The following is a 19656-nucleotide window of genomic DNA, read 5'->3' on the forward strand; positions in this document are numbered from 1 at the left end:
GCTGGATCGGGGCACCCGCCAAGACCGCGTAGGATGGGAGGGATGAACGAGGACGAGCTAGACGATTACGAGCGCGAGGCCGAGCTGTCGCTGTTCCGCGAGTACCGCGACATCGCCAGCCAGTTCCGCTATGTCGTCGAGACCGAGCGCCGTTTCTACCTTGCCAACGAGGTCGATCTGAAGCGGCAAGACGCCGGCAGTGATTTCTACTTCGAGTTGTCGATGAGCGATGTCTGGGTGTGGGATGTCTACCGTTCCGACCGCTTCGTGAAGTCGGTGCGAGTGCTCACCTTCAAAGACGTGAATGTCGAAGAACTCTCAGCTCGCGAGTTCAAACTGCCGCAGGAGCTGTCGCTCGACGAGTAACAATCGTTGGTGTGGCGGAGACTCCGCTCACAACCGCGCAGGCGCGTGCCAGATGGCCTGGTTATCCACAGATCTCGGCGCACGGTCTCGCTGGCCCGAGCGGAGTGCGAGAGTCGGAGCATGATTCTCCTCGCTCGTTCACTCGCAGTGCTTCTCGCGCTTCCCCTGCTTTCCACGAGCGCGGGCGCGGGCGGGCCGACACTCGAAACATCGGTCGTGCACAGTGGCGGTGCGCCCGCAGTCTGGAATGCGCGTGCACCGACGCTCTGGATTCCACCCTTCGGGTCCCTGGAGGTGACGGGCCCGTACCGGCCCCCGCCACACCGCTACGGCTCTGGCCATCGGGGCATCGATCTCGCCGCTGCCGTGGGAATGACTGTGGTGGCGCCGACCTCAGGAACGGTGACCTTTTCGGGCACAGTAGTGGATCGGCCAGTGGTCTCGGTGCGGGCGGGTGACGGGATCGTCTACTCTTTGGAGCCCGTGCGCAGCGGGTTTGTGGCGGGAGAGAGGGTGGCCGCCGGTGCCCTGCTCGGCGAGGTGTCGGGCGGCGGTCATTGCCAGCAGGAGTGCGTGCACCTGGGGGTGCGGGTGGGAGGCGAGTACGTGAATCCGTTGCGCTACTTCCGCAGTCGGCCGGAGCTGTTGCCCTGGTGATCGTGCATCCTCGCCTGCGACCTCGCTTTCGATCTCGCTTTCGACCTCTGCTGCGGCACCTGCAGGCAGCCCCTGCAAGTGGCACCCGCGGGCTACCCCTGCAGGCGGAGCGGAGATGCTTCGCTCACCGTGTCTTTCAAGCGCGGGGGTGGGCCTGGCGGTAGCTCTCCGCGAGCCGTTCCGTGGATACGTGGGTGTAGACCTGCGTGCTGGCGAGACTGGAATGGCCGAGCAGTTCTTGCACCACACGCAGATCGGCACCTCCGTTCAGCAGGTGCGTAGCTGCGGTGTGCCGCAGAGTGTGAGGGCCGCGGGGCCCGCCTCCCGGTTCGCGTTCGAGCTCGCGCGCGACCAGACGGTAGACGGCGTTGCTCCCCAGCCGTGCGCCTCTCCGGCTGAGAAAGCAGGCGGTGGCGTCGGGCTGTTCGGCGCGCGCTGCGAGCGCTGGGCGCCCGGCTTCGAGATAGCTGCCAAGCGCGCTCGCCGCCGGGGCACCGAGCGGCACCACGCGCTCCTTGCCGCCTTTGCCCAGCACCCGCACGGTGCGTTCACGTCTGTCAACGCCGACGAGATCGAGCGCGCAGAGCTCTGAAACCCGCAGTGCTGACGCGTAGAGCAGTTCGAGCACGGCGTGGTCGCGCAGCTGATCGGGGTCGCCGCTCTCGGCGAGTCTGGCGGCACGGTCGAGGATGCGGGTGATCTGCTCATCGGCGAGCACCCGGGGGAGTTCACGACGGCTCTTCGGCGCGCGCAGACGCGAGGCAGGGCTGCCGGGGGCGAGGCGGCGGCGTTCCAGCCAGGATCCGAACGACTTGAGCGTTGCCACGTTGCGGGCGAGCGTGCTCGCGGCGAGCCCGTGCTGCTGGCGTTGCCAGAGCCACCCGCGCATGAGTTCGAGGTCGCACGCGGCGAGCGTGTGGGCGCCGGACTCTTCCGCGAAATCGCAGAAGCTGCGCAGATCGCGCTGGTAGGCGCGCACTGTGTGCTCGGAGTAGCCATATTCGAGGCGCACTGCTGCGATGAACTGTTCGATCGCTGCCGCCAACTCCATACGCTCATTCTCGCCGCTGCAGCGCCCACTGCGGAGCCGACCCGTCCGGCGTTTCGCGGCGCTCCACTGTTCTGAGCAGTTCCAGTTCAGCGAGTGCACCGCGAGCCTCCCGCGCGTCGATGCCTGCCAGGCGAGCGATCTCCAGGAGTCCGCGTGCTCCTCGTAAAGGAAGGGCGTCGAGGACTCGCCGATGCAGAGAAGGCTGGCGAGAGGCGTCGAGTGGCCGCTGCGTGGCGGAGTCAGATGAAAGTGGTGAGCCGCTGCTCGGCCGCGACGGCTCCGGTGACCGCGACGGCTCCGGTGACTGCGACGGTGATGATGTCTCTGATACCCCCGGTGATATCGGCATCTCTGGCATCTCTGGCATCTCTGCTGTCGAGCCGCGCAGCGGCCCCGCCGCACTCGAGCCGCGCGGCGGCCCCACTGCTGCTGCGAACAGTGCAGGCTCCCAGTCCAGCCCCGCGAACTCTCTGGCATCCGCACCGCTGGTCACGAGCGCGGCGTCGTAGTCACGGATCAGTCGATGGCACCCCGCCGATGCTGAGCTCGTGACGGGGCCCGGCACCGCTCCGAGCGGGCGCCCCAGTGCGGCTGCGTGCCCGGCGGTGTTGAGCGAGCCTGACCGCACTCCGGCCTCGGTGACGAGCGTGGCACTGGCGAGCGCGGCGATCGTGCGATTGCGCTGCAAAAAGCGCCATCGCGTGGGTGCAGCACCTGGCACCATTTCGGAGCAGACAGCTCCCGCTTCGGTAATGCTGGCGAGCAGCGGGCCATGCGAGCTCGGGTAGACCCGATCCGCTCCGCCCGCGAGCACCGCGATAGTGGGGGAGCCGAGAGCGAGCGCGGTGCGGTGCGCGACGGCATCGATGCCGTAGGCGGCCCCGGAGACGATCACCGCGCCCGCCGAGCACAGCGCCTCGGTGAGCTCTGCGGTGACACCGGCCCCGTAGCCCGTGCAAGCCCGAGCGCCCACGACAGCGACCGAGAACGCCGAGAGCGCAGTGACCTCACCCCGCACCCAGAGCAGCAGCGGGGCGTGTGCGCCCAGGTCGTCGAGCGCGCTCGGCCAATGCGCCGACCCCGGTGCCACGAGCCGTATTCCCGCGGCAATGGCGCGGTCGAGATCACCGAGGCTCGCAGCGCGGTCGAGGCGCAACTGCCAGCGCGCGAACGCCTGTGCCACCGCTTCTCGTTCAAGCTCGACCCCGCCCTCCGCGATCGCCGCATCGCGGGCTTGGCTCGCCGCAGCACCGCTGAGCAGCAGCCCGAGCGCACCCACTGCGCCGAGTGCCGATACGAGACTGCCCGCAATAGCATCGCCTGGCTCCACCAACCGAGCCCAGACCACGCGGGCGAACAGCGCGGCGTCGGCGTCAGCACCGACCCCGTCGCTGGCCGCGCCCGATCCGCCGCCGCTATTGCTGTTGGGGGTGCGGATCACTGCAGCTGTTGCGGGCACCAGCCGGGCCAAGCGTTCGCGCACCTCGCTGTCGACCCCGAGCAGCCCACGGGCCTCCGAATCGCCGGGGCTCACCGGGGATCACCGCCCCGCATCGCGAGAGCCTGAGCGATCTCCTCGCGCCCCGGGCGCTGACGGCCCGAGAGATCGGCGACGCTCCAGGCCACGCGCAGCACGCGATCGTAGCCCCGCAGCGTCAATGCGCCCCGGGCATAGGCCTGATCGAGCACCGCGGTGTCTGCTCGGGGCAATCGCACAGCCGGCCCACGCAGCCAGCTGCCCGGTACCTCGGCATTCGTGTGCCACGGTGTTCCGTTCAAGCGGGCGGCGGCGGCCTCGCGCGCCAAGGTCACCCGCTGCCGCACAACAGTGCTTGACGGACGAGTTGCACCGGTGTCGGCGAGCAGCGCGCTCGGAACGCGCTGCACCGTCAGCCGTAGATCGATGCGGTCGTTGAGCGGGCCGGAGATGCGCTGCAGATACTTCACGCGCCGGCTGGGGGAGCACCGACACTCCGAGGCGGTGTCACGCGCCCCCGCGTTGCCGCATGGGCAGGGATTCGATGCGAGCACCAGCTGGGTGCGCGCAGGCAGCACCGTGTGCACGCGGGCACGGTGAATCTCGATGCACCCGGATTCGAGCGGCTGCCGCAGCGCATCGAGCACCGAACTCGGAAACTCAGGAGCCTCATCGAGAAATAGCACCCCATGGCAGGCCCGTGTGATGGCACCGGGGCGCACCCCGCCGCTGTCACCGCCTCCGATCACCGCCACCTTCGACGCGGTGTGATGCGGCGACTCCATCGGGGGCCGCCGCACGAGGGTGGTCAGCGACACACCACCCAGGGCGGCGATGCTGCTGGCGGTGAGCGATTCTGCCGCGGTGAGATCGGGCAGGATCGTGGGCAGACGTGAGGCGAGCAGCGTCTTTCCCGCCCCGGGAGGCCCGAGCAACGAGAGATGATGTCGGCCGGCGGCGGCCACGGTGAGCGCCTCCACCGCCTCGGGCTGTCCGATGACATCCGCGATGTCGAGGGCGGAATCGTCGATATCCAGCGATTCGGGGTCGCGCTCGCCGCCGCGCCGGCCCGCGATGCGCCTGCTGCTGCGGTCGCCTCGGTACCAGGCCACCGCGGCGGCCAGGTTGGGCACGGCGATCACTTCGAGGTCGGGCACGAGCGCGGCCTCGGCGCTGCACGTTTCAGGCACCATGACGCTGCGGAAGCCGAGGGCGCGTGCCGCAACGGCCGCGGGCAGAAGCCCGGCGGGCCTGCGCAGTTCGCCGTCGAGCCCGAGTTCACCGAGGTGGGCGATCTGCGACAGCTCGGCGGCGGGGAGGTGCCCGAGCGCCGCGAGCGCTGCGAGCGCGATTGCGAGGTCGAATCCGGATCCCTGCTTCGGCAGCGAGGCAGGGCTGAGGTTCACGGTGACGAAACGCTCCGAAATGGGCATGCCGAGTTGTGCGGTGGCCGAGCGCACGCGCAGCTTCGCCTCGGCGAGTGAGGCATCGGGAAGGCCGATGATCGCCATTCCGGGGATCTGCTGGGAGACCGCGGCCTCGACCATTACCGCGGTTCCCTGGAGCCCTGTGAGGGTGATCGCCGCTGCCCTGCAGACCGCGCGGTTCACTGGATGCCCCTGAGGTGGTCGATACGCGGCGTGCTGTCGCCGCAGAGGGTGATGCCGACGGCGTCGATGCGCATTTCCGGTGCGCGGCTGTCGTGGGCCCGAGCCCAGTCGAGCAGGAGTCGTCTGAGCCGGCTTGCTTTGCGGGCGGTGATCGCCGAGAGCGGGCTGCCGAAGCCGTCGCCGCTGCGTGTTTTGACCTCCACGGCGACGAGTGCGCGCCCCTCCTGGGCGATCAGATCGAGCTCACCGTAGCGGTTGCGCCAGTTGCGGTCGAGGATCACGAAGCCGCGCTCTTCGAGGAACGCGGCGGCGATCGCTTCGCCGTGAGCGCCGAGTGTTTGGTTGTGTGTCGAAGTGTTCATGGGGTGCCTCCTGCCCTCAGCCTGCGGGAGAGCGCGGGGCGACGGAGGCGGAATGGGCAGATTGTGGATAGAAGCCGAAAATTCGATGTATTCGGCGGGCTGTGAGCGGAGTATGCCGGAGCGCGGATGCTACACTTGACGATGCATCTCGGAAGAGGTGACTTCGCGTGCCCGCACAGCGGAGCGAAGCCGACGGTCTCCGTTCGTGTGTTTCACACGTCACGGGGCGGCTGAGCCCGGGGCACCAGGATCTGGTCGCATCCGCGACCGATAACAACCGCAAGCGCGTGCCCCTAGGGTGCGCAGAACAGGAGAACGGCAATGGCCGTCGTTACCATGCGTCAGCTGCTCGACAGCGGTGTCCACTTCGGGCACCAGACCCGCCGCTGGAACCCGAAGATGAAGCGCTTCATCTTCACCGAGCGCTCGGGCATCTACATCATCGACCTGCAGCAGTCGCTCGGCTACATCGATGCCGCCTACGACTTCGTGAAGAACACCGTCGCCCGCGGCGGCAACGTGCTCTTCGTCGGCACCAAGAAGCAGGCACAGGAAGCGATCGCCGAGCAGGCGACCCGCGTGAACCAGCCCTACGTGAACCAGCGCTGGCTCGGCGGCCTCCTTACCAACTTCCAGACCGTCACCGGTCGCCTCGAGCGCATGAAGGAGCTCGAGCAGCTCGACTTCGAGGGCACCACCAGCGGCTTCACCAAGAAGGAGCTGCTGCTCAAGAAGCGCGAGCTCGAGAAGCTGCAGAAGTCGCTCGGCGGCATCCGCAACATGGGCAAGACCCCCTCCGCTCTGTGGGTCGTCGACACCAAGAAGGAGCACCTCGCCATCGACGAGGCGCAGAAGCTTGGTATCCCCGTCATCGCGATCCTTGACACCAACTGCGATCCCGACGAGGTCACCTACCCGATCCCGGGCAACGACGACGCGATCCGCTCGGTGGCTCTGCTCACCCGCGTGATTGCCGACGCCGTGGCCGAGGGCCTCATGGAGCGCCACCAGAAGCCCGCCGAGGGTGCTGAGGCTGCTGCTGAGCCCCTCGCCGAGTGGGAGGTCGCGCTGCTGAACACCGACGCTTCCGCCGAGACCACCGAGGCTGCTGCCGAGGAGGCTCCCGCTGCTGAGGCGCCCGCCGAGGAGGCGCCCGCCGCCGAGGCCCCCGCCGCCGAGTAAGCCCACACCACAACGTTTGATGTTCCTGCGCCCCGCGTTCTCTCGCGGGGCGCAGGATGACAGAAGAAGGAGTCACACATGGCTGCAGTGAGCATGGCCGCTGTGAAGGAACTGCGCGACCGTCTCGGCGCCGGCATGGTCGACAGCAAGAACGCGCTCGTCGAAGCTGAAGGCGACATCGAGAAGGCGATCGAGATCCTGCGTCTCAAGGGCCTCAAGGGCGTCGCCAAGCGCGGCGACCGCGAGGCGAGCGAGGGCCTCGTCGCTGCCAAGCAGAGCGAAGGCGCTGCCACGATGATCGAGCTCGTCTGCGAGACCGACTTCGTTGCGAAGAACGAGAAGTTCCTCGCGCTTGCCGACCGCGTGCTCGACGCCGTGGTCGCCGCCGGTGCGAAGAACGCCGAGGAAGCCCTTGCGGCTCCCGCCGGCGACCAGACTGTTGCCGAGCTGATCACCGATGAGGCCGCCGTTATCGGTGAGCGCATCGAGCTGCGCAAGGTCTCGCGTGTCGAGGCACCCGCCACCTCCATCTACCTGCACCAGACCTCGAAGGATCTGCCCCCGCAGATCGGCGTGGTCGTAGGGTACGAGGGCGACGACGCAGAGACCGCTCTCAGCATCGCGCGTCACATCTCGTTCGCCGATCCCGTCTACCTCAGCCGTGAAGACGTGCCCGAGGCCGACGTCGAGAAGGAGCGCGAGATCGTTACCGAGATCTCGAAGAACGAGGGCAAGCCCGAGGCTGCTCTGCCGAAGATCGTTGAGGGTCGCCTCACCGCGTTCTTCAAGCAGGTTGCGCTCAACGAGCAGGTGCACGCTCTCGACGCCGACAAGCGCGAGGTCAAGAAGGTGGCTGACGCCGCCGGCATCACCGTAACCGGCTTTGCCCGCAGCAAGGTCGGCGCCTAAGCGTCTTCCTGGGCCCGGGTCGCAATTGCGACCCGGGCCCTTATGCTGCGTCCAGCAGCCACCCCATAAGCTACCTACCAGACCACCGAGCGAAGGAGAACCCCTATGACTGAGACCGCACGCAAGCGCCGAGTGCTGCTGAAGCTGTCGGGGGAGGCCTTCGGTGGTGGCACGCTCGGAGTGAACCCCGATGTGGTCAGTCAGATCGCCCGCGAGATCGCTGCTGCGATGGACGACGCCGAGGTGGCTGTCGTTGTCGGCGGTGGCAACTTCTTCCGCGGAGCAGAGCTCTCGCAGCGCGGCATGGACCGCGCCCGCGCAGACTACATGGGCATGCTCGGCACCGTGATGAACGCGCTCGCTCTGCAGGACTTCCTCGAACAGGCCGGCGTGTCGAGCCGGGTGCAGTCGGCCATCACCATGACGCAGGTTGCCGAAACCTACATCCCGCTGCGCGCGATCCGCCACCTTGAGAAGGGGCGCGTGGTCATCTTCGGCGCGGGCGCCGGCCTGCCCTACTTCTCTACGGATACCGTTGCTGCGCAGCGTGCCCTCGAGATCCACGCCGATGAGGTGCTGGTGGCGAAGAACGGCGTCGACGGTGTGTACACCGCCGACCCGAACAAGGATCCCAACGCGACGCTCATCGAGGAGATCAGCTACAACGACGCCCTCGTGCGCGGTCTCAAGGTGGTCGATTCGACGTCGTTCAGCCTGTGCATGGACAACGGGATGCCGATGCGCGTGTTCGGTATGGAGCCGGCTGGCAATGTGACCGAGGCGATCCGAGGCAAGCAGCTCGGCACCCTGGTGCACCGCTAAGCTGGTATCAGAGCGTTTTCAGAAGGTTTCAGAAGGAGAGCACCGTGATCGAAGAGGTCTTCGTCGATGTCAAGGACCGCATGACCCGGGCTGTCGAGGCCGCGAAGGAGGGCTTCGCCACGGTGCGCACCGGCCGCGCCAATCCCTCGCTGCTGCAGAACGTGCAGGTCGACTACTACGGCACGCCCACCCCGCTGTCGCAGCTCGCGTCGGTGCAGAATCAGGACGCCCGCAGTCTGATCATCACCCCCTACGACAAGGGTGCGATGAAGGATATCGAGCAGGCGATCCGCGACATGCCGAACCTTGGCGCGAACCCGAACAACGACGGCACCGTGATCCGTGTGTCGCTTCCCGAGCTGACCGAGGAGCGCCGCAAGGAGTTCGTCAAGATCGTCAAGGGGCGTGCCGAGGATGCGCGTGTGGCGATCCGCAACGTGCGCCGCAGCGGCAAAGACGATCTCGACGCGCTGAAGAGCGAGATCGGTGAAGACGAGGTGGCTCGCGCTGAGAAGGAGCTCGAATCGGTGACGAAGCAGTTCATCGATCAGGTCGATGAAGCGCTCAAGCGCAAAGAAGCCGAACTGCTCGAGGTCTAGTCTCCATGACAGGTTCTGACCGACGCGACGAGCTGCGCAGCGCGCTTGAGAGCAAGCGCGCGCAGCTTGAAGCGACGAATGCCAGAATCGAGGCGCGGGCCGGCCGCAACCTGTTCTTCGCGGTGCTTTCCGGCCTTGTGTTTGCTGGGATTTTCCTTGCGAGCCTGCTGCTGGTGAAGCAGGTGTTCGTGCTCCTTGTCGCGGCGATTGTGGCTGTCGCCCTCGTTGAGCTTGCTGCGGCCTTCCGAATTTCTGGTCGTCGGGTGCCGCGGATCGGCGTTGTGCTCGGCGGGCTCGTAGTGGTGGGCGGTGCCTTCTTCTGGGGTGCCGAGGGCATGCTGCTGGGGCTGTTCGCCGGCTCGGCCCTGCTTACCGTGTGGCGCCTGATCGAGGGTCTGGTGCCCGCGTGGGAGACTCCGCCGCGAACGCTGGTGCGCGATGTCTTCTCTGGCCTGTTCACCCTGGTCTATGTCGGCTTTCTCGCGTCCTTTGCCGTGCTGCTCGTGGCCGCCGACGGGGGAGAGTGGTGGGTGTTCGCGCTGGTGCTCGTGGTCGTCTCGGTCGACGTCGGTGCGTATGCCGCCGGTGTGACCCTTGGCAAGCACAAGATGACGCCGAGGATCAGCCCGAACAAGACCTGGGAGGGCTTCGCCGGCGCAGCGATTGTCGCTGCGGCCGCGGGTGTCGGGGTGTCCGTGTTCGCGCTGCAGCAGCCCTGGTGGGTGGGAATCATTCTCGGCGTGGTGGTGCTGCTTACCGCGACGATGGGTGATCTGACGGAGTCGCTCATCAAACGCAACCTGGGAGTGAAAGATATGAGTTCCTGGATTCCGGGGCACGGAGGCTTCCTCGATCGTCTCGACTCCCTGCTGCCATCGGCCGTCGGAGTCTACGGCGTGGCACTGGCGCTGGGGATGGTGTGATGACAGAGCCTTCACAGCAGCCCGCGCGGTCGGTCCGCAAGAATGGTGCGGTGCACGCGTCATTCCCCACCGCCACCGGATCCCAGCTCGGCTATCAGCCTGAGCAGGTCGACGCCTTTCTCGACAGGGCTCGCGCAACCTACGAGGGCGCAGGCGAAGAGCCTCTGACGGCTGACGAGGTGCGTCGTACCGCCTTCGCCGTGAAACGCGGCGGCTACGCCTCGCGCTACGTCGACGCAGCCATGGATCGCCTTGAAGAGGTCTTCTTCGAGCGTGAACGCCGGGCTCGGGTGCGCGCCGATGGTGAGGAGGCCTGGTGGGATGAGACCCGTCAGCTGCTCTCCGAGGTGCGGGGGCGCATGCAGCGGCCCCGCGGCAAGCGATTCCGCCGGCGCGGCCTGTTCGCCACGGGATATCGGCGCTCACAGGTCGATGCGTTTCTCGACAGGGTCTTCGACATGTTTGAGCGGCGTGAGCTCGGTCTGTCTCCCGCTGAAGTGAGGGATGTCGTCTTTCATTCTCAGTGGCGCGGCTATGACGAGGACCAGGTGGATGCCCTGCTCGATGCGGTTGTCGAACTGATTCTCGCCACGCGGTGATGCACGGCCTGTGCCATCGGATCCGCCATTTTCATTGAACGACCCGACAGTCTGAGATAGAATCGTTACATTGTGTCTGCCGTGAACTCTGCCTCCGCCTCTGTGTCCCGCTGGTCCCGTCTGAAGGTTCCCGTCGCGGTGATCGCGGTTGCCGGCATCTTCGGGGGAGCCGTCGTGGCTCCGCTGGCAATGCCGAGTGCCCCTGCCGACGCAGAATCTATGGCCTTCCAACAGCGGATCCACCAGGAGTTTGTGCCGAGCGAAGCTCCTGAAGCCGATCTCGTCTACGCTGAGGTGCCGGCCGAGCTCTCGCAGGATGAGCAGCAGCGCGTGAAGGCTGAAGAAGCAGCCGCCGCCGCGAAGAAGGCCGCAGAAGCATCGTCGCCTGCAAAGACGGCAGCGGGAGCCCCGCCCCGGTACACCGGCGGCGGCTCGCCGGCCGAGTGGATGGCGGCCGCCGGGATCGCCGAGAGCGACTGGGGCTACGTCGACTACATCGCCTCCAAGGAGAGTGGCTGGAACCCCAACGCCACCAACGCCAGCTCGGGTGCCTGCGGTCTGATCCAGGCCAACCCGTGCAGCAAGGTGCCCGGCAGCGGCTACAACCCCGTCGACAACCTGCGATGGGCGAACGGCTACGCGGTGGGGCGGTACGGCAGCTGGGCTGGGGCCTACGCCTTCTGGACCTCCAACCACTGGTGGTGAGTCACCGGTGAAGCTGGGGCGGCGAGCAGGATCGCAGCGTGGCGCGTAGCAGGCGCGTCAACAAGTACGCTCGCGCAGCCGCAACTCCGCCCCGCGATGTCACCCGCCTCGCGTACGGCGGCGCTCGACGAGAAACTCGCCGCGGCGAGGAATGGTTCGTGCGGGAGATTCCGGCGCACCGTGCGGAGAAAAGCTACCGTTGCCCGATCTGCGCCAATGAGGTGCCCCCGGGGCAGGCGCACATCGTCGCCTGGAACGCCGAACACTTCTTCGGCGACGAAGCAGCCGTGCGCGACAGACGCCACTACCACAGCTACTGCTGGCAGTCGGCCTGAGCGAGCCCCCGTGAACCCCGCTCAGAACAGTGTCGGGGGAGCGGGAGGCGCCGCCACATCGACCTCAGGCGTCGGCTTCGACGCACCGCCGAGGCCCGGCCCGCGGTCGGGTTGCCTGCCCTCCTGGAACGCGAGTGCGGCAGCACGAGCACGCTGATCCGCCGCCTCATTGAGGGGGTGACCGGCGTGGCCCTTCACCCACTCGAAGCGCACGTCACGCCCCGTGAGCGCAGCGTCGAGCTGTTCGAGCAGTTCACGATTGAGCACCGGCTTGCCATCGGCTTTGCGCCAGCCGCGCCGCTTCCAGCCCGCCATCCACTGCGTCAGCGAATTGATGACGTACTGGCTGTCGCAGAGCACCAGGAGCGCCTCGTCGGCGCGTTCAGCGGTGGCGTGCAGCAGATCGAGCACGGCCATGAGCTCGCCCTGATTGTTTGTAGCGCGGGGCCATCCGCCAGCCCGCCACTGCTCACCGTCGATCACCCAAGCCCAGCCGGCAGGTCCCGGATTGCCGAGGGCTGAACCGTCGGCCGCAGCGGTGAGCGTCACGCCTGCTCGCCCCCGGTTGCACCCTGCTGGGGGGCCTCATCGGTGGCGGGCGTGAGCGGCTGCTCAACCACGCGGCCCGCGACGCTGCTCATCTTCTGCGCGTTGGTGAGCACCTCACCCAGGCTCTCGAAGTAGCGGGCCACGGCGCCGCGCTCGACCTTCAGCTGGGTCATGCGGTCCTCGGCAGCCGCGAGCACCTTCGTCGCGCGGTCTTCGGCGGCTGCGAAGGTGGTCTGAGCGCGCTGCTCGGCCTCGACGATGATCTCAGCGGCGTGACGCTCTGCCTCGGCACGCACGTTGCGCGCGTCCTGGGCGGCTTCAGTGGTGATGCGCTCGTACTCGGCGCGTCCCTCCTCAAGCTGCTCGCGCAGTGCCGACAACTCGGCGCGGGTGGCTTCGATCTCTCGGCGAGACGCCTCGGCGGCCTCCTGCTGGCGTGCAGCGAGATCCTGTTCGAGAGCTTCGCGCTGCTGTGTCGCAGATGTGCTGAATTCGAGGGTGTCTGCGTCGATCTGCTCGCGCAGGGCGCGCACCGCGTCCTCGGTTTCGCTGCGCAGCTGCGCGAGACGCGCCTCCTCCGTGGCGCGGTGCTCAGCGAGCTCAGCGACGGTGTCGGTGCGCAGCAGGTCGGTCTCCTCGGTGACCTCGGCCCGCTTCGCCGCGATCTCGCGCTCGATCGCGGCAGCCTGAGCCTCGCGCTCGCGGCGCAGGTCGTCCTCGTGCTGAGCGCGGGCCGCCGCCAGTGCTCGATCGAGCTCCTCGCGTTCGCGCGCAATGTCGGCCGCAAGCTTCGCCCGCTCGCGCTCCACCTGCAGCTCAAGCTCCTCGCGCTGCAGCCCCAGGCTTTCGGCAGCTTCTTCGCGCTGGATCCGCAGCCGTTCCTCTGCCGCGGTGGTCTCATCGGCGATGCGCTGCTCGTGCTCGCGCAGCTGCGAGGCAAGCCGTTCAGCGTGCACGGTGGCCTCATCGGCCAGTTGTGCACGGTGCTCCTCGTGCTGGCGAGCCAGCTGCTTCTCCTGCTGCGCGCGCTCGTCTGCGAGTTCGGTCTCGTGCGCCTGACGTTCAGCATCGATGCGGCCGCGGTGATCTTCCCACTCGGCGATCAGGCGGTCCTGATGGCCGGCGAGTTCGCTGCCGATGCGGTTCTCGTGGGCTTCACGCTCGCGGGTGATCCGGGCCTGATGCGCTTCGAGCTCGGTCGCGAGAAGGTTCTGCTGCGAGGTGCGCTGAGCCGCGAGCTCGCGGTCCTGCAGCTCCCGCTCATCGGCGAGGCGGCCTGCCTGAGCCTCCGACTCGCGGTTGATGCGGGCCTCGTGCTCTTCACGCTCGCGGGCGATGCGGCTTTCGTGCTCTTCACGCTCCTGCGCGATGGCGGCGTCGTGCTCTTCGCGCTCCTGGGCGATGCGGGCCTCGTGCTCGGCGCGCTCCTGGGCGATGCGGGCTTCGTGCTCCTCGCGCTCCTGGGCGATGCGGTTCGCGTGGGCCTCCGACTCGCGGTTGATGCGGGTCTCGTGCTCTTCGCGCTCACCGGCGAGCTCACGATCGTGGGTCTCACGTTCCTGCGTGATGGCCTGCTCGTGCGTCTCGCGTTCCCGAGCGAGACGGGAAACGTGAGCCGAGAGCTCTGCCGACAGACGCTCCTCCTGGGCATCGCGCTCGTTCTTCAGGCGGGCCTCATGCGAGACGATCTCGGCACGCATCGACTCGTCGTGAGCGTCGCGCTCCTCGCGCACCGACTGCTCGTGAGCCTCGCGCTCGGCGGTGATCCGTGCCTGGTGGGCTTCAAGATCTTGCCGCAGTTGCTGTTCCTGGCGCTCGCTCGCCGCTGCAAGTTCCGCTTCGAGGCGCTGCTGGGCCTCTGCGCGGTCGAGAGCAGCGCTCTCATCGGCGCGGGCGCGCTCGCGTGCGCCCTGTTCGGCGAGCGTTGTCAGCTCAGCCTGCTGCGCTTCGAGGCCGCGCGCGATGGCGGCGTCGTGCTGGGCGCGCTCTTGCGTGATGCGCTCGGCGTGGGTCTGCTGCTCTGAGGCGATGCGGCGCTCGTGCGCTTCGCGCTCAGCTGCGATGGCTTTGTCGTGCTCCGCGCGCTCCTGGGCGATGCGACCCCGCAGCGTCTCCATCTCGGTGGTGAGGGCGCGTCGTTCAGCGTCGAGGCGGCCTTCCAGCTCGCGCTGACGCTCGGTGTAGCGCTCTTCGAGTTCTGCCTCTTCGCGCTGACGCTTGGCTTCGAACTCGGCGCGGGCGCGCTCGGCTTCCTGCACGAGCCTGGCGCGCTCGAGTTCTGCCTCGCGCTCGCTCTCGGCCTTCTGCCTGTCGAATGCCTCAGCGTGGCGCTCGGTCTCGGCGCGCAGCTCATTCGCTGCGGCTCGCGCGTCTGCGGTGAGCTGCTCCGCTTCTGCGCGGGCTGCCGCGAGTTCGGCTTGCGCGTCACGGTGAGCGGTTTCGCGTTGGGTTTCGGCTTCGCGAGCGGCTGAGCTGAGGGTGAGCTCTGCGTCGCGGCGCGCCTCTGCCACGAGGCGTTCACGCTCAGCATTGGCAGCGGCGGTCTGCTCGGCGAGGTCGGTGCGCGCACCTGTGATGATGATCTCGGCCTGCTCGGAAGCGGAGGCGAGCAGCTCGTCGGCCCGGCTCTGCGCTTGGGTGAGCACCCGCTTGGCTTCTTCTTCTGAGGAGCGACGCAGTTTCTCGGCGTCGAGGTCGGCCTGTGCCATGAGGCGTTGGGCGTGATCCTCGGCGATCTTGAGGCTTTTCTCGACGCGCAGCCCGAGCCCGGAGTAGCCGGTGGCGCCGAGTTCGGCGACCTGGTCTTGCAGCTCGGCGATCAGCTGTCGCTGCTCCTGGCCGACATGCGTGGCCTGCTGGTGCGCCGACTGCAGCGATTCGAGGTGCGACTGCAGGGTGGTGATGTGGCCGGTGAGTGAGCCGATGCGCTCGTCTACCTCTTCGCGGTTGTAACCGCGGAAGGCAGGGGAGAACTGCTGAGCTGATTCGGACACGTGGCCTCCGGGAATCGTACGAGATCGTGCGGGCCCGACGGGGCGGCTGGGTCGGCACGGAGAATGAGGTCCAGATTATCGCACCCACCGGCAGGGTGAACCGAGATCCGGGAAAAATCACCCTCGGGTGGATTCGGATGAACATTGAGTCGAATTGAGAAACGGGCCGATCGGTTTCGCTTGCTGCCCGCGGTCGCAGCCCCCCAACTTCTGAGCTGCTCGGGTCGCACCCATGCCGCTTCGAGGAAGCTCCGGTAGCGTTGTGGTGAAGAGTCGCGCTCGATACGCCCGTCGCCGTCTGCGGTGGGTGGTCGAGCGCCGTCATCCGTGGATAGGAGCCCCCGTGCGATATGTGCTCGCGATCGCAGCGCTGGTGATCTCCGGTGTTCTGCTGCTGCTGGGCATCGGCCAGCGCACGTTTCTTGCAGGCCCGTCCGAGATCAGCTTTCCAATCGAGACCAATTCCGAGGCCGGTTATGCCTTTGTCGACGGTTCCGAGCTTGCGAAGGTGCCGGGGCAAGCGAATATCGTGTTGAAGGGTGGGCAGGGATTTGTTGCCACCGGTCAGACTCGCGACGTCGAGGGCTGGGTCGAACCCTACCTGCACGCCGAACTCAGCGTCGATACGAAGCAGAAGCGCCTGCTGAGTGCGCTCATCGCGCCGGCCGTGGTTGACGCTCCAGAAGACGGTGGCGAGGCTGTTGCACCCGAGCCGATCGATCCGCGCGGCAGCGATCTGTGGCTCGAAGAGCGCTCCATCGACGATGACGGGCAGAGCGCCGATGCCAGCACGCTGCGGGTGCCGGTCGCGCTCGACGCCGACCATTCTGTGCTGATCGCCTCGAATGGGGAGGATCCTGTGCCTTCTGACGTTTCGCTCGTGTGGGTGCAGGATCGCAACACTCCCTGGGCTGGCCCGTTGCTCGTGGGCGGTGCGCTGTTTGCGGTGCTCGGAGGCGTCCTCTACCTGCTCGCGATTGATCACAACCGTCGCGGTCTCGGCCCGCGGCGTGGCCGTCGTGGGCCGCTGCAGGGCATTCGCAACGCATTCGGCAGGCCCGCTCGCGGCGCTGCCGCTGCCCCGGATGGTCGTGACAGCGGTGAGGCGCAGCTTCATGAGGGTGGCGGATCCGCATCCTCTGATCCAGCAAAGCCCGAAAGCGGCACCGCGTCGATGCGCTCCTTGCGCCGCTCGCGGCTGCGGCGTGGCTTCGCGATTCCGGCTCTCGGGCTCGCGGCGGTGGTGGGTCTCACCGGCTGCTCGCCCAGCTACTGGCCGCAGCCCGGCTCGAACTCGAGTGAGAAAGAAACGGTGGCTCCCACGCCGTCTTCGGCCGCGCCTGTTCCTGTCACAGACGGTCAGCTCGACCGTATCGTGGAGCGTGTGTCGGCCGTGGCGAACGAAGCCGACGACGCTCTCAGCGCCGACATCCTCAGTGAACGCTTCACCGGAGACGCCCTGGCCCAGCGCACTGCGAACTACAAGATCAGGGCCAGCATGCCCGACTACAGCGTGGTGCCCCCGCGCATCACCGACCAAGAGCTCGACTACGAGCTCGTGCAGAGCACTGAGTCGTGGCCCCGCACCCTGTTCGTTACCGTGGCCTCCTCGCGCGAAGACGCAAACAAGCAGGGCGCTGAGAATGCCGACGGTGAGACCCCGGCGGCGTCACCCTCGCTTGCCCTCGTGCTCACGCAGGAGACTCCGCAGCAGAACTACCAGGTTTCGCGTGTGATTGCGTTGCGCGGCGGCATCTCGATGCCGCAGGCCGCCCCGGCTGAGGAGGGCACCGCGCTGCTCGCGAACGATATCGAGTCGCTGGTGCTGCCTCCGGGCGAGGTCGGCGCGCAGTTCGCGGCCGTGTTGCAGGGAGGCCCCGATGTGCCAGAGGCTGAGGCCTTCGACATTGCCGATGACCCCCTGCTGCAGCACTATGGCAAGACCCTCGCCGAGCAGGCTCAGGCGCAGTCGGACGCGAAGGGCCAGACCATGGCCTATTCGGTTGCGGCCCGTCAGGGCGACGAAGAGCCTGTCGCGCTTTCGACAGGCGTGGGCGGGGCCCTCGTCGCGACCACGGTAATCGAAGAGCAGATCGTCGACGCTGCGGGTGGCCGTTACAAGCCGCAGGCCAACGGGGCGGTCACCGCCCTCTCCGGCCTGTCGGGTGAGCAGGGGCGCCTTGTGCAAGAGGTCGCCCACCAGCTGCTCTTCTTCGTACCCAGCAAAACCGATGGAAGCAAAATCCAGCTGCTCGGTGTGACCAGCGAACTCGTAGGAGTAAGGAACTAGACATGACCCAGCAGATGCCCGCCCGCATTCCCGGTGGCGGAGTCGACCTGAGCCATCTCGCAGCTCGCGGCCAGGCTGCGCCCGGTGGTCAGCCAGGCGCGGCGGCAGCGGGCCAGCCTCAGGCGGCGGCCCAGACCGTCGACGTGCCTTCGCTCGTGCTCGACGTCACCGACGCCACGTTCGAGCAGATCGCGCAGCTGTCGTCGGTGGTACCTGTGGTGTTCGACCTGTGGGCCGAATGGTGCCAGCCCTGCAAGACGCTGAGCCCCGTGATCGAGAAGATCACGCGCGAACTCGACGGTCGGGTGCTGCTCGCGAAGGTTGATGTCGACGCGAATCCCGGCCTGGCGCAGGCCTTCCAGGCGCAGTCGATTCCCACTGTGGTGGCGCTCGTTGCGGGCCGCCCGGTGCCCCTGTTCCAGGGAGCCGTGCCCGAGGCGCAGGTGCGCGAGTTCTTCGTGCAGCTGGTGCAGCTGGCCGAGCAGCATGGGGTGGTCGGTCGCGTGAGTGCGCCGGATCAAGGCGGCGTTGAAGGCGAGCAGACGCCCGCTGGTCCTGTGGAACCCGAGATTCCTGAGGCGCACCGTGCTGCGGTAGAGGCTGCCGAGCGGGGCGACTACGCCGCGGCGGTAGCGGAGTGGGAAGCGGTGCTTGCGAAGGCCCCAGCCGACGCCGAAGCCCGTGCCGCGCTCGTGCAGATGCGCTTGCTGCAGCGGCTGCAGGGGCTCACCGTCGATGAGATCCGAAGCGCGGCTGCGGCGGCTCCGCGCGATGTTGCGGCGCAGATGCGGGTCGCCGACCTCGACGTCTCGGGTGGGCATGTTGAGGACGCTTTCCTGCGTCTGCTCGAACTCTTCGCCGAAAGCGCTGAGAGCGATGATCGCGCCGCGATCCGCGAACGCCTGCTCGAACTCTTCGAGGTCGTGGGGATTGCGGATCCGCGGGTCGCCGCCGCCCGCGGCCGTCTCGCGAGCCTGCTCTACTGAGCAGGCATGACCTGTCCTGAGTAACGTGCGCGCCTATCTCGACCACGCGGCGACCTCTCCGATGCCCGAGGCGGTGCTCGCCGCCTACAGCGACGCGCTGCGCGTGGTCGGCAATCCCGCATCCACCCACGGGCACGGTCAGCGCGCCAGCGAGGTGCTCGAGCAGGCCCGCGAACGCATCGCGCGGGGTCTCGGCTGCGATGCGGCCGAGCTGATTCTCACCAGCGGCGGCACCGAATCGATCAATCTGGCAATCAAAGGCATCTATTGGGCGCGCCGTGCCGTGCTGGGGTCGGATCCGGTGATCCTTGTGGCCGAGGGCGAGCACCACGCCACTGTGGAAGCCGCTGAGTGGCTGCGCGACGCCCAGGGCGCTCGGCTGCGGTGGTTGCCCGTCGATGCCGAAGGGGTGCTGCAGCCACACGTGCTTGCGGCCGCGCTCGCCGAGGAGGGCGCTGAACGGGTCGCGCTCGTCTCCTTCTTGTGGGCGAACAACGAGGTGGGTACGGTGCAGCCGGTTGCGGAACTGTGCCGGATCGCGGCGGAGGTCGGCGTTCCCGCCCACGTCGATGCCGTATCGGCTTTGGGCCAGATCCCGATCGACTTCGCTGCGTCTGGTGCCGCTGCCGTGTCAGTTTCGGCGCACAAGATCGGCGGGCCAGTGGGCGTGGGGGCCCTCGTGCTGGGGCGGCGCACCTCCGCGGATGCGCTGATGCACGGCGGCACGCAGCAGCGTGCACGCTCGGGCACCCAAGATGTTGCCGGGGCCGTCGCTTTCGCTGCTGCCCTCGACATCGCGCTCGACGCCGAGGCGCGCCCCGATCCTGAACGCACGGCGCGCCTCGCGGCGCTGCGTGACCGGCTGGTCGCAGGGGTGCGCGCGGTTGACCCGGGCGCTGTGCTGCGCGGGCCGGAGCCCGCTGCTGAGCCCGCTGTTGCGCCGCGACTGCCGGGCAATGCTCACTTCACTTTTCCTGGTTGCCAGGGTGACTCGCTCGTGTTCCTGCTCGATACCGTCGGAGTTTCGGTCTCGGTCGGCTCAGCATGTCGTGCCGGCGTCGCCGAGATCTCACATGTGCTTCTCGCAATGGGGGTGCCTGCGGCCGAAGCGGCGGGAGCCCTGCGCTTCACCCTCGGCCCCGACACCCGAGACGATGAGGTTGACGCGCTGCTCGAAGCCCTGCCGGCCGCACTCGAACGAGCGAGAGAAGCGGGCCTCTCCTGAGCGCTCGTCGCTCGCG

At 67.7% G+C, this 19656-nt stretch carries 19 protein-coding genes; 13 read left to right on the forward strand and 6 right to left on the reverse strand.

Annotated elements, in window-relative coordinates:
- The first annotated feature begins 42 nt into the window (after positions 1 to 42).
- Together WFL22_RS02800 and WFL22_RS02805 are read left to right on the forward strand one after the other, a co-directional pair.
- A complete protein-coding gene (locus WFL22_RS02800; protein WP_017884881.1) occupies positions 43 to 366 on the forward strand; it encodes a DUF2469 domain-containing protein in 324 nt (107 codons plus the stop codon).
- Between the two features lie 120 nt (positions 367 to 486).
- Positions 487 to 1023 carry a M23 family metallopeptidase gene (locus tag WFL22_RS02805; RefSeq protein WP_336991376.1) on the forward strand — a complete coding sequence of 179 codons (537 nt, stop codon included), beginning with the start codon at positions 487 to 489 and terminating at the stop codon, positions 1021 to 1023.
- Between the two features lie 136 nt (positions 1024 to 1159).
- On the opposite strand, the gene WFL22_RS02810 is transcribed toward WFL22_RS02805, so the two are convergent.
- Genes WFL22_RS02810 through WFL22_RS02825 form a run of 4 tightly spaced genes read right to left on the reverse strand, consistent with a single transcriptional unit; the run spans position 1160 to position 5523 of the window.
- Positions 1160 to 2074: a tyrosine recombinase gene (locus WFL22_RS02810; RefSeq protein WP_336991378.1), complete on the reverse strand. Its 915-nt coding sequence runs from the start codon at positions 2072 to 2074 to the stop codon at positions 1160 to 1162.
- A 4-nt stretch (positions 2075 to 2078) separates the two neighbouring features.
- A complete protein-coding gene (gene dprA / locus WFL22_RS02815) occupies positions 2079 to 3608 on the reverse strand; it encodes a DNA-processing protein DprA (protein ID WP_336991379.1) in 1530 nt (509 codons plus the stop codon).
- Positions 3605 to 5161: a YifB family Mg chelatase-like AAA ATPase gene (locus WFL22_RS02820; RefSeq protein WP_336991380.1), complete on the reverse strand. Its 1557-nt coding sequence runs from the start codon at positions 5159 to 5161 to the stop codon at positions 3605 to 3607. Before WFL22_RS02820 ends, dprA begins: the two co-directional genes overlap by 4 nt.
- Positions 5158 to 5523, reverse strand: coding sequence for a YraN family protein (locus WFL22_RS02825; RefSeq protein ID WP_336991381.1), 366 nt, complete (start codon positions 5521 to 5523; stop codon positions 5158 to 5160). The genes WFL22_RS02820 and WFL22_RS02825 overlap by 4 nt, the downstream gene beginning before the upstream one ends.
- Positions 5524 to 5844: 321 nt before the next feature.
- Between WFL22_RS02825 and rpsB the strand changes: the two genes are divergently transcribed.
- The 8 genes from rpsB to WFL22_RS02865 all read left to right on the forward strand — a co-directional run bounded on the left by rpsB (position 5845) and on the right by WFL22_RS02865 (position 11597).
- Complete coding sequence (rpsB, locus tag WFL22_RS02830; protein WP_336991382.1) at positions 5845 to 6705, forward strand: 30S ribosomal protein S2; 861 nt, start codon at positions 5845 to 5847, stop codon at positions 6703 to 6705.
- Between the two features lie 78 nt (positions 6706 to 6783).
- Positions 6784 to 7614 (forward strand): translation elongation factor Ts, encoded by an 831-nt coding sequence (gene tsf, locus WFL22_RS02835; protein WP_336651231.1) that lies wholly within the window; start codon positions 6784 to 6786, stop codon positions 7612 to 7614.
- 105 nt (positions 7615 to 7719) lie between these two features.
- Complete coding sequence (gene pyrH / locus WFL22_RS02840; RefSeq protein ID WP_336651230.1) at positions 7720 to 8436, forward strand: UMP kinase; 717 nt, start codon at positions 7720 to 7722, stop codon at positions 8434 to 8436.
- An 80-nt stretch (positions 8437 to 8516) separates the two neighbouring features.
- Complete coding sequence (gene frr / locus WFL22_RS02845; protein ID WP_442918453.1) at positions 8517 to 9035, forward strand: ribosome recycling factor; 519 nt, start codon at positions 8517 to 8519, stop codon at positions 9033 to 9035.
- Positions 9036 to 9040: 5 nt separating this feature from the next.
- Positions 9041 to 9958 (forward strand): phosphatidate cytidylyltransferase, encoded by a 918-nt coding sequence (locus WFL22_RS02850; RefSeq protein ID WP_336991383.1) that lies wholly within the window; start codon positions 9041 to 9043, stop codon positions 9956 to 9958.
- Entirely contained in the window at positions 9958 to 10557 is a 600-nt protein-coding gene (locus WFL22_RS02855) for a DivIVA domain-containing protein (RefSeq protein WP_336991385.1), read from the forward strand. Before WFL22_RS02850 ends, WFL22_RS02855 begins: the two co-directional genes overlap by 1 nt.
- Before the next feature lie 102 nt (positions 10558 to 10659).
- Positions 10660 to 11262, forward strand: coding sequence for a transglycosylase SLT domain-containing protein (locus WFL22_RS02860; RefSeq protein ID WP_442918958.1), 603 nt, complete (start codon positions 10660 to 10662; stop codon positions 11260 to 11262).
- A gap of 38 nt (positions 11263 to 11300) precedes the next feature.
- Complete coding sequence (locus WFL22_RS02865; protein ID WP_336651225.1) at positions 11301 to 11597, forward strand: ATP/GTP-binding protein; 297 nt, start codon at positions 11301 to 11303, stop codon at positions 11595 to 11597.
- 21 nt (positions 11598 to 11618) lie between these two features.
- Here the strand turns inward: WFL22_RS02865 and WFL22_RS02870 are convergent, their stop codons facing one another.
- Both WFL22_RS02870 and WFL22_RS02875 read right to left on the reverse strand, forming a co-directional pair.
- Positions 11619 to 12146, reverse strand: coding sequence for a ribonuclease H family protein (locus tag WFL22_RS02870; protein WP_336991388.1), 528 nt, complete (start codon positions 12144 to 12146; stop codon positions 11619 to 11621).
- On the reverse strand, positions 12143 to 15139 hold the full coding sequence (locus WFL22_RS02875; protein WP_336991390.1) for a hypothetical protein: 2997 nt from the start codon (positions 15137 to 15139) through the stop codon (positions 12143 to 12145). Before WFL22_RS02875 ends, WFL22_RS02870 begins: the two co-directional genes overlap by 4 nt.
- Positions 15140 to 15482: 343 nt before the next feature.
- On the opposite strand from WFL22_RS02875, the gene WFL22_RS02880 reads away from it, so the two are divergent.
- The 3 genes from WFL22_RS02880 to WFL22_RS02890 are packed head-to-tail and all read left to right on the forward strand — an operon-like array spanning position 15483 to position 19640.
- Positions 15483 to 17429: a glycosyltransferase gene (locus WFL22_RS02880; RefSeq protein ID WP_336991392.1), complete on the forward strand. Its 1947-nt coding sequence runs from the start codon at positions 15483 to 15485 to the stop codon at positions 17427 to 17429.
- A 2-nt stretch (positions 17430 to 17431) separates the two neighbouring features.
- The gene (locus WFL22_RS02885) at positions 17432 to 18415 is read left to right on the forward strand and encodes a tetratricopeptide repeat protein (RefSeq protein ID WP_336991393.1); all 984 of its coding nucleotides are present in this window, start codon (positions 17432 to 17434) and stop codon (positions 18413 to 18415) included.
- Between the two features lie 25 nt (positions 18416 to 18440).
- Positions 18441 to 19640: a cysteine desulfurase family protein gene (locus WFL22_RS02890; RefSeq protein ID WP_336991395.1), complete on the forward strand. Its 1200-nt coding sequence runs from the start codon at positions 18441 to 18443 to the stop codon at positions 19638 to 19640.
- The last annotated feature ends 16 nt before the right edge of the window (positions 19641 to 19656 follow it).

Source organism: Leucobacter sp. VD1, assembly GCF_037150695.1.
GTDB lineage: Bacteria > Actinomycetota > Actinomycetes > Actinomycetales > Microbacteriaceae > Leucobacter.

What these genes read in the sequence shown, in the direction of transcription:
- WFL22_RS02800 (WP_017884881.1), top strand. Translation starts at nt 43, where the DNA reads ATGAACGAGGACGAGCTAGACGATTACGAGCGCGAGGCCGAGCTGTCG.
- WFL22_RS02805 (WP_336991376.1), top strand. Translation starts at nt 487, where the DNA reads ATGATTCTCCTCGCTCGTTCACTCGCAGTGCTTCTCGCGCTTCCCCTG.
- WFL22_RS02810 (WP_336991378.1), bottom strand. Translation starts at nt 2,074, where the DNA reads ATGGAGTTGGCGGCAGCGATCGAACAGTTCATCGCAGCAGTGCGCCTC.
- WFL22_RS02825 (WP_336991381.1), bottom strand. Translation starts at nt 5,523, where the DNA reads ATGAACACTTCGACACACAACCAAACACTCGGCGCTCACGGCGAAGCG.
- rpsB (WP_336991382.1), top strand. Translation starts at nt 5,845, where the DNA reads ATGGCCGTCGTTACCATGCGTCAGCTGCTCGACAGCGGTGTCCACTTC.
- tsf (WP_336651231.1), top strand. Translation starts at nt 6,784, where the DNA reads ATGGCTGCAGTGAGCATGGCCGCTGTGAAGGAACTGCGCGACCGTCTC.
- pyrH (WP_336651230.1), top strand. Translation starts at nt 7,720, where the DNA reads ATGACTGAGACCGCACGCAAGCGCCGAGTGCTGCTGAAGCTGTCGGGG.
- frr (WP_442918453.1), top strand. Translation starts at nt 8,517, where the DNA reads ATGACCCGGGCTGTCGAGGCCGCGAAGGAGGGCTTCGCCACGGTGCGC.
- WFL22_RS02850 (WP_336991383.1), top strand. Translation starts at nt 9,041, where the DNA reads ATGACAGGTTCTGACCGACGCGACGAGCTGCGCAGCGCGCTTGAGAGC.
- WFL22_RS02855 (WP_336991385.1), top strand. Translation starts at nt 9,958, where the DNA reads ATGACAGAGCCTTCACAGCAGCCCGCGCGGTCGGTCCGCAAGAATGGT.
- WFL22_RS02885 (WP_336991393.1), top strand. Translation starts at nt 17,432, where the DNA reads ATGACCCAGCAGATGCCCGCCCGCATTCCCGGTGGCGGAGTCGACCTG.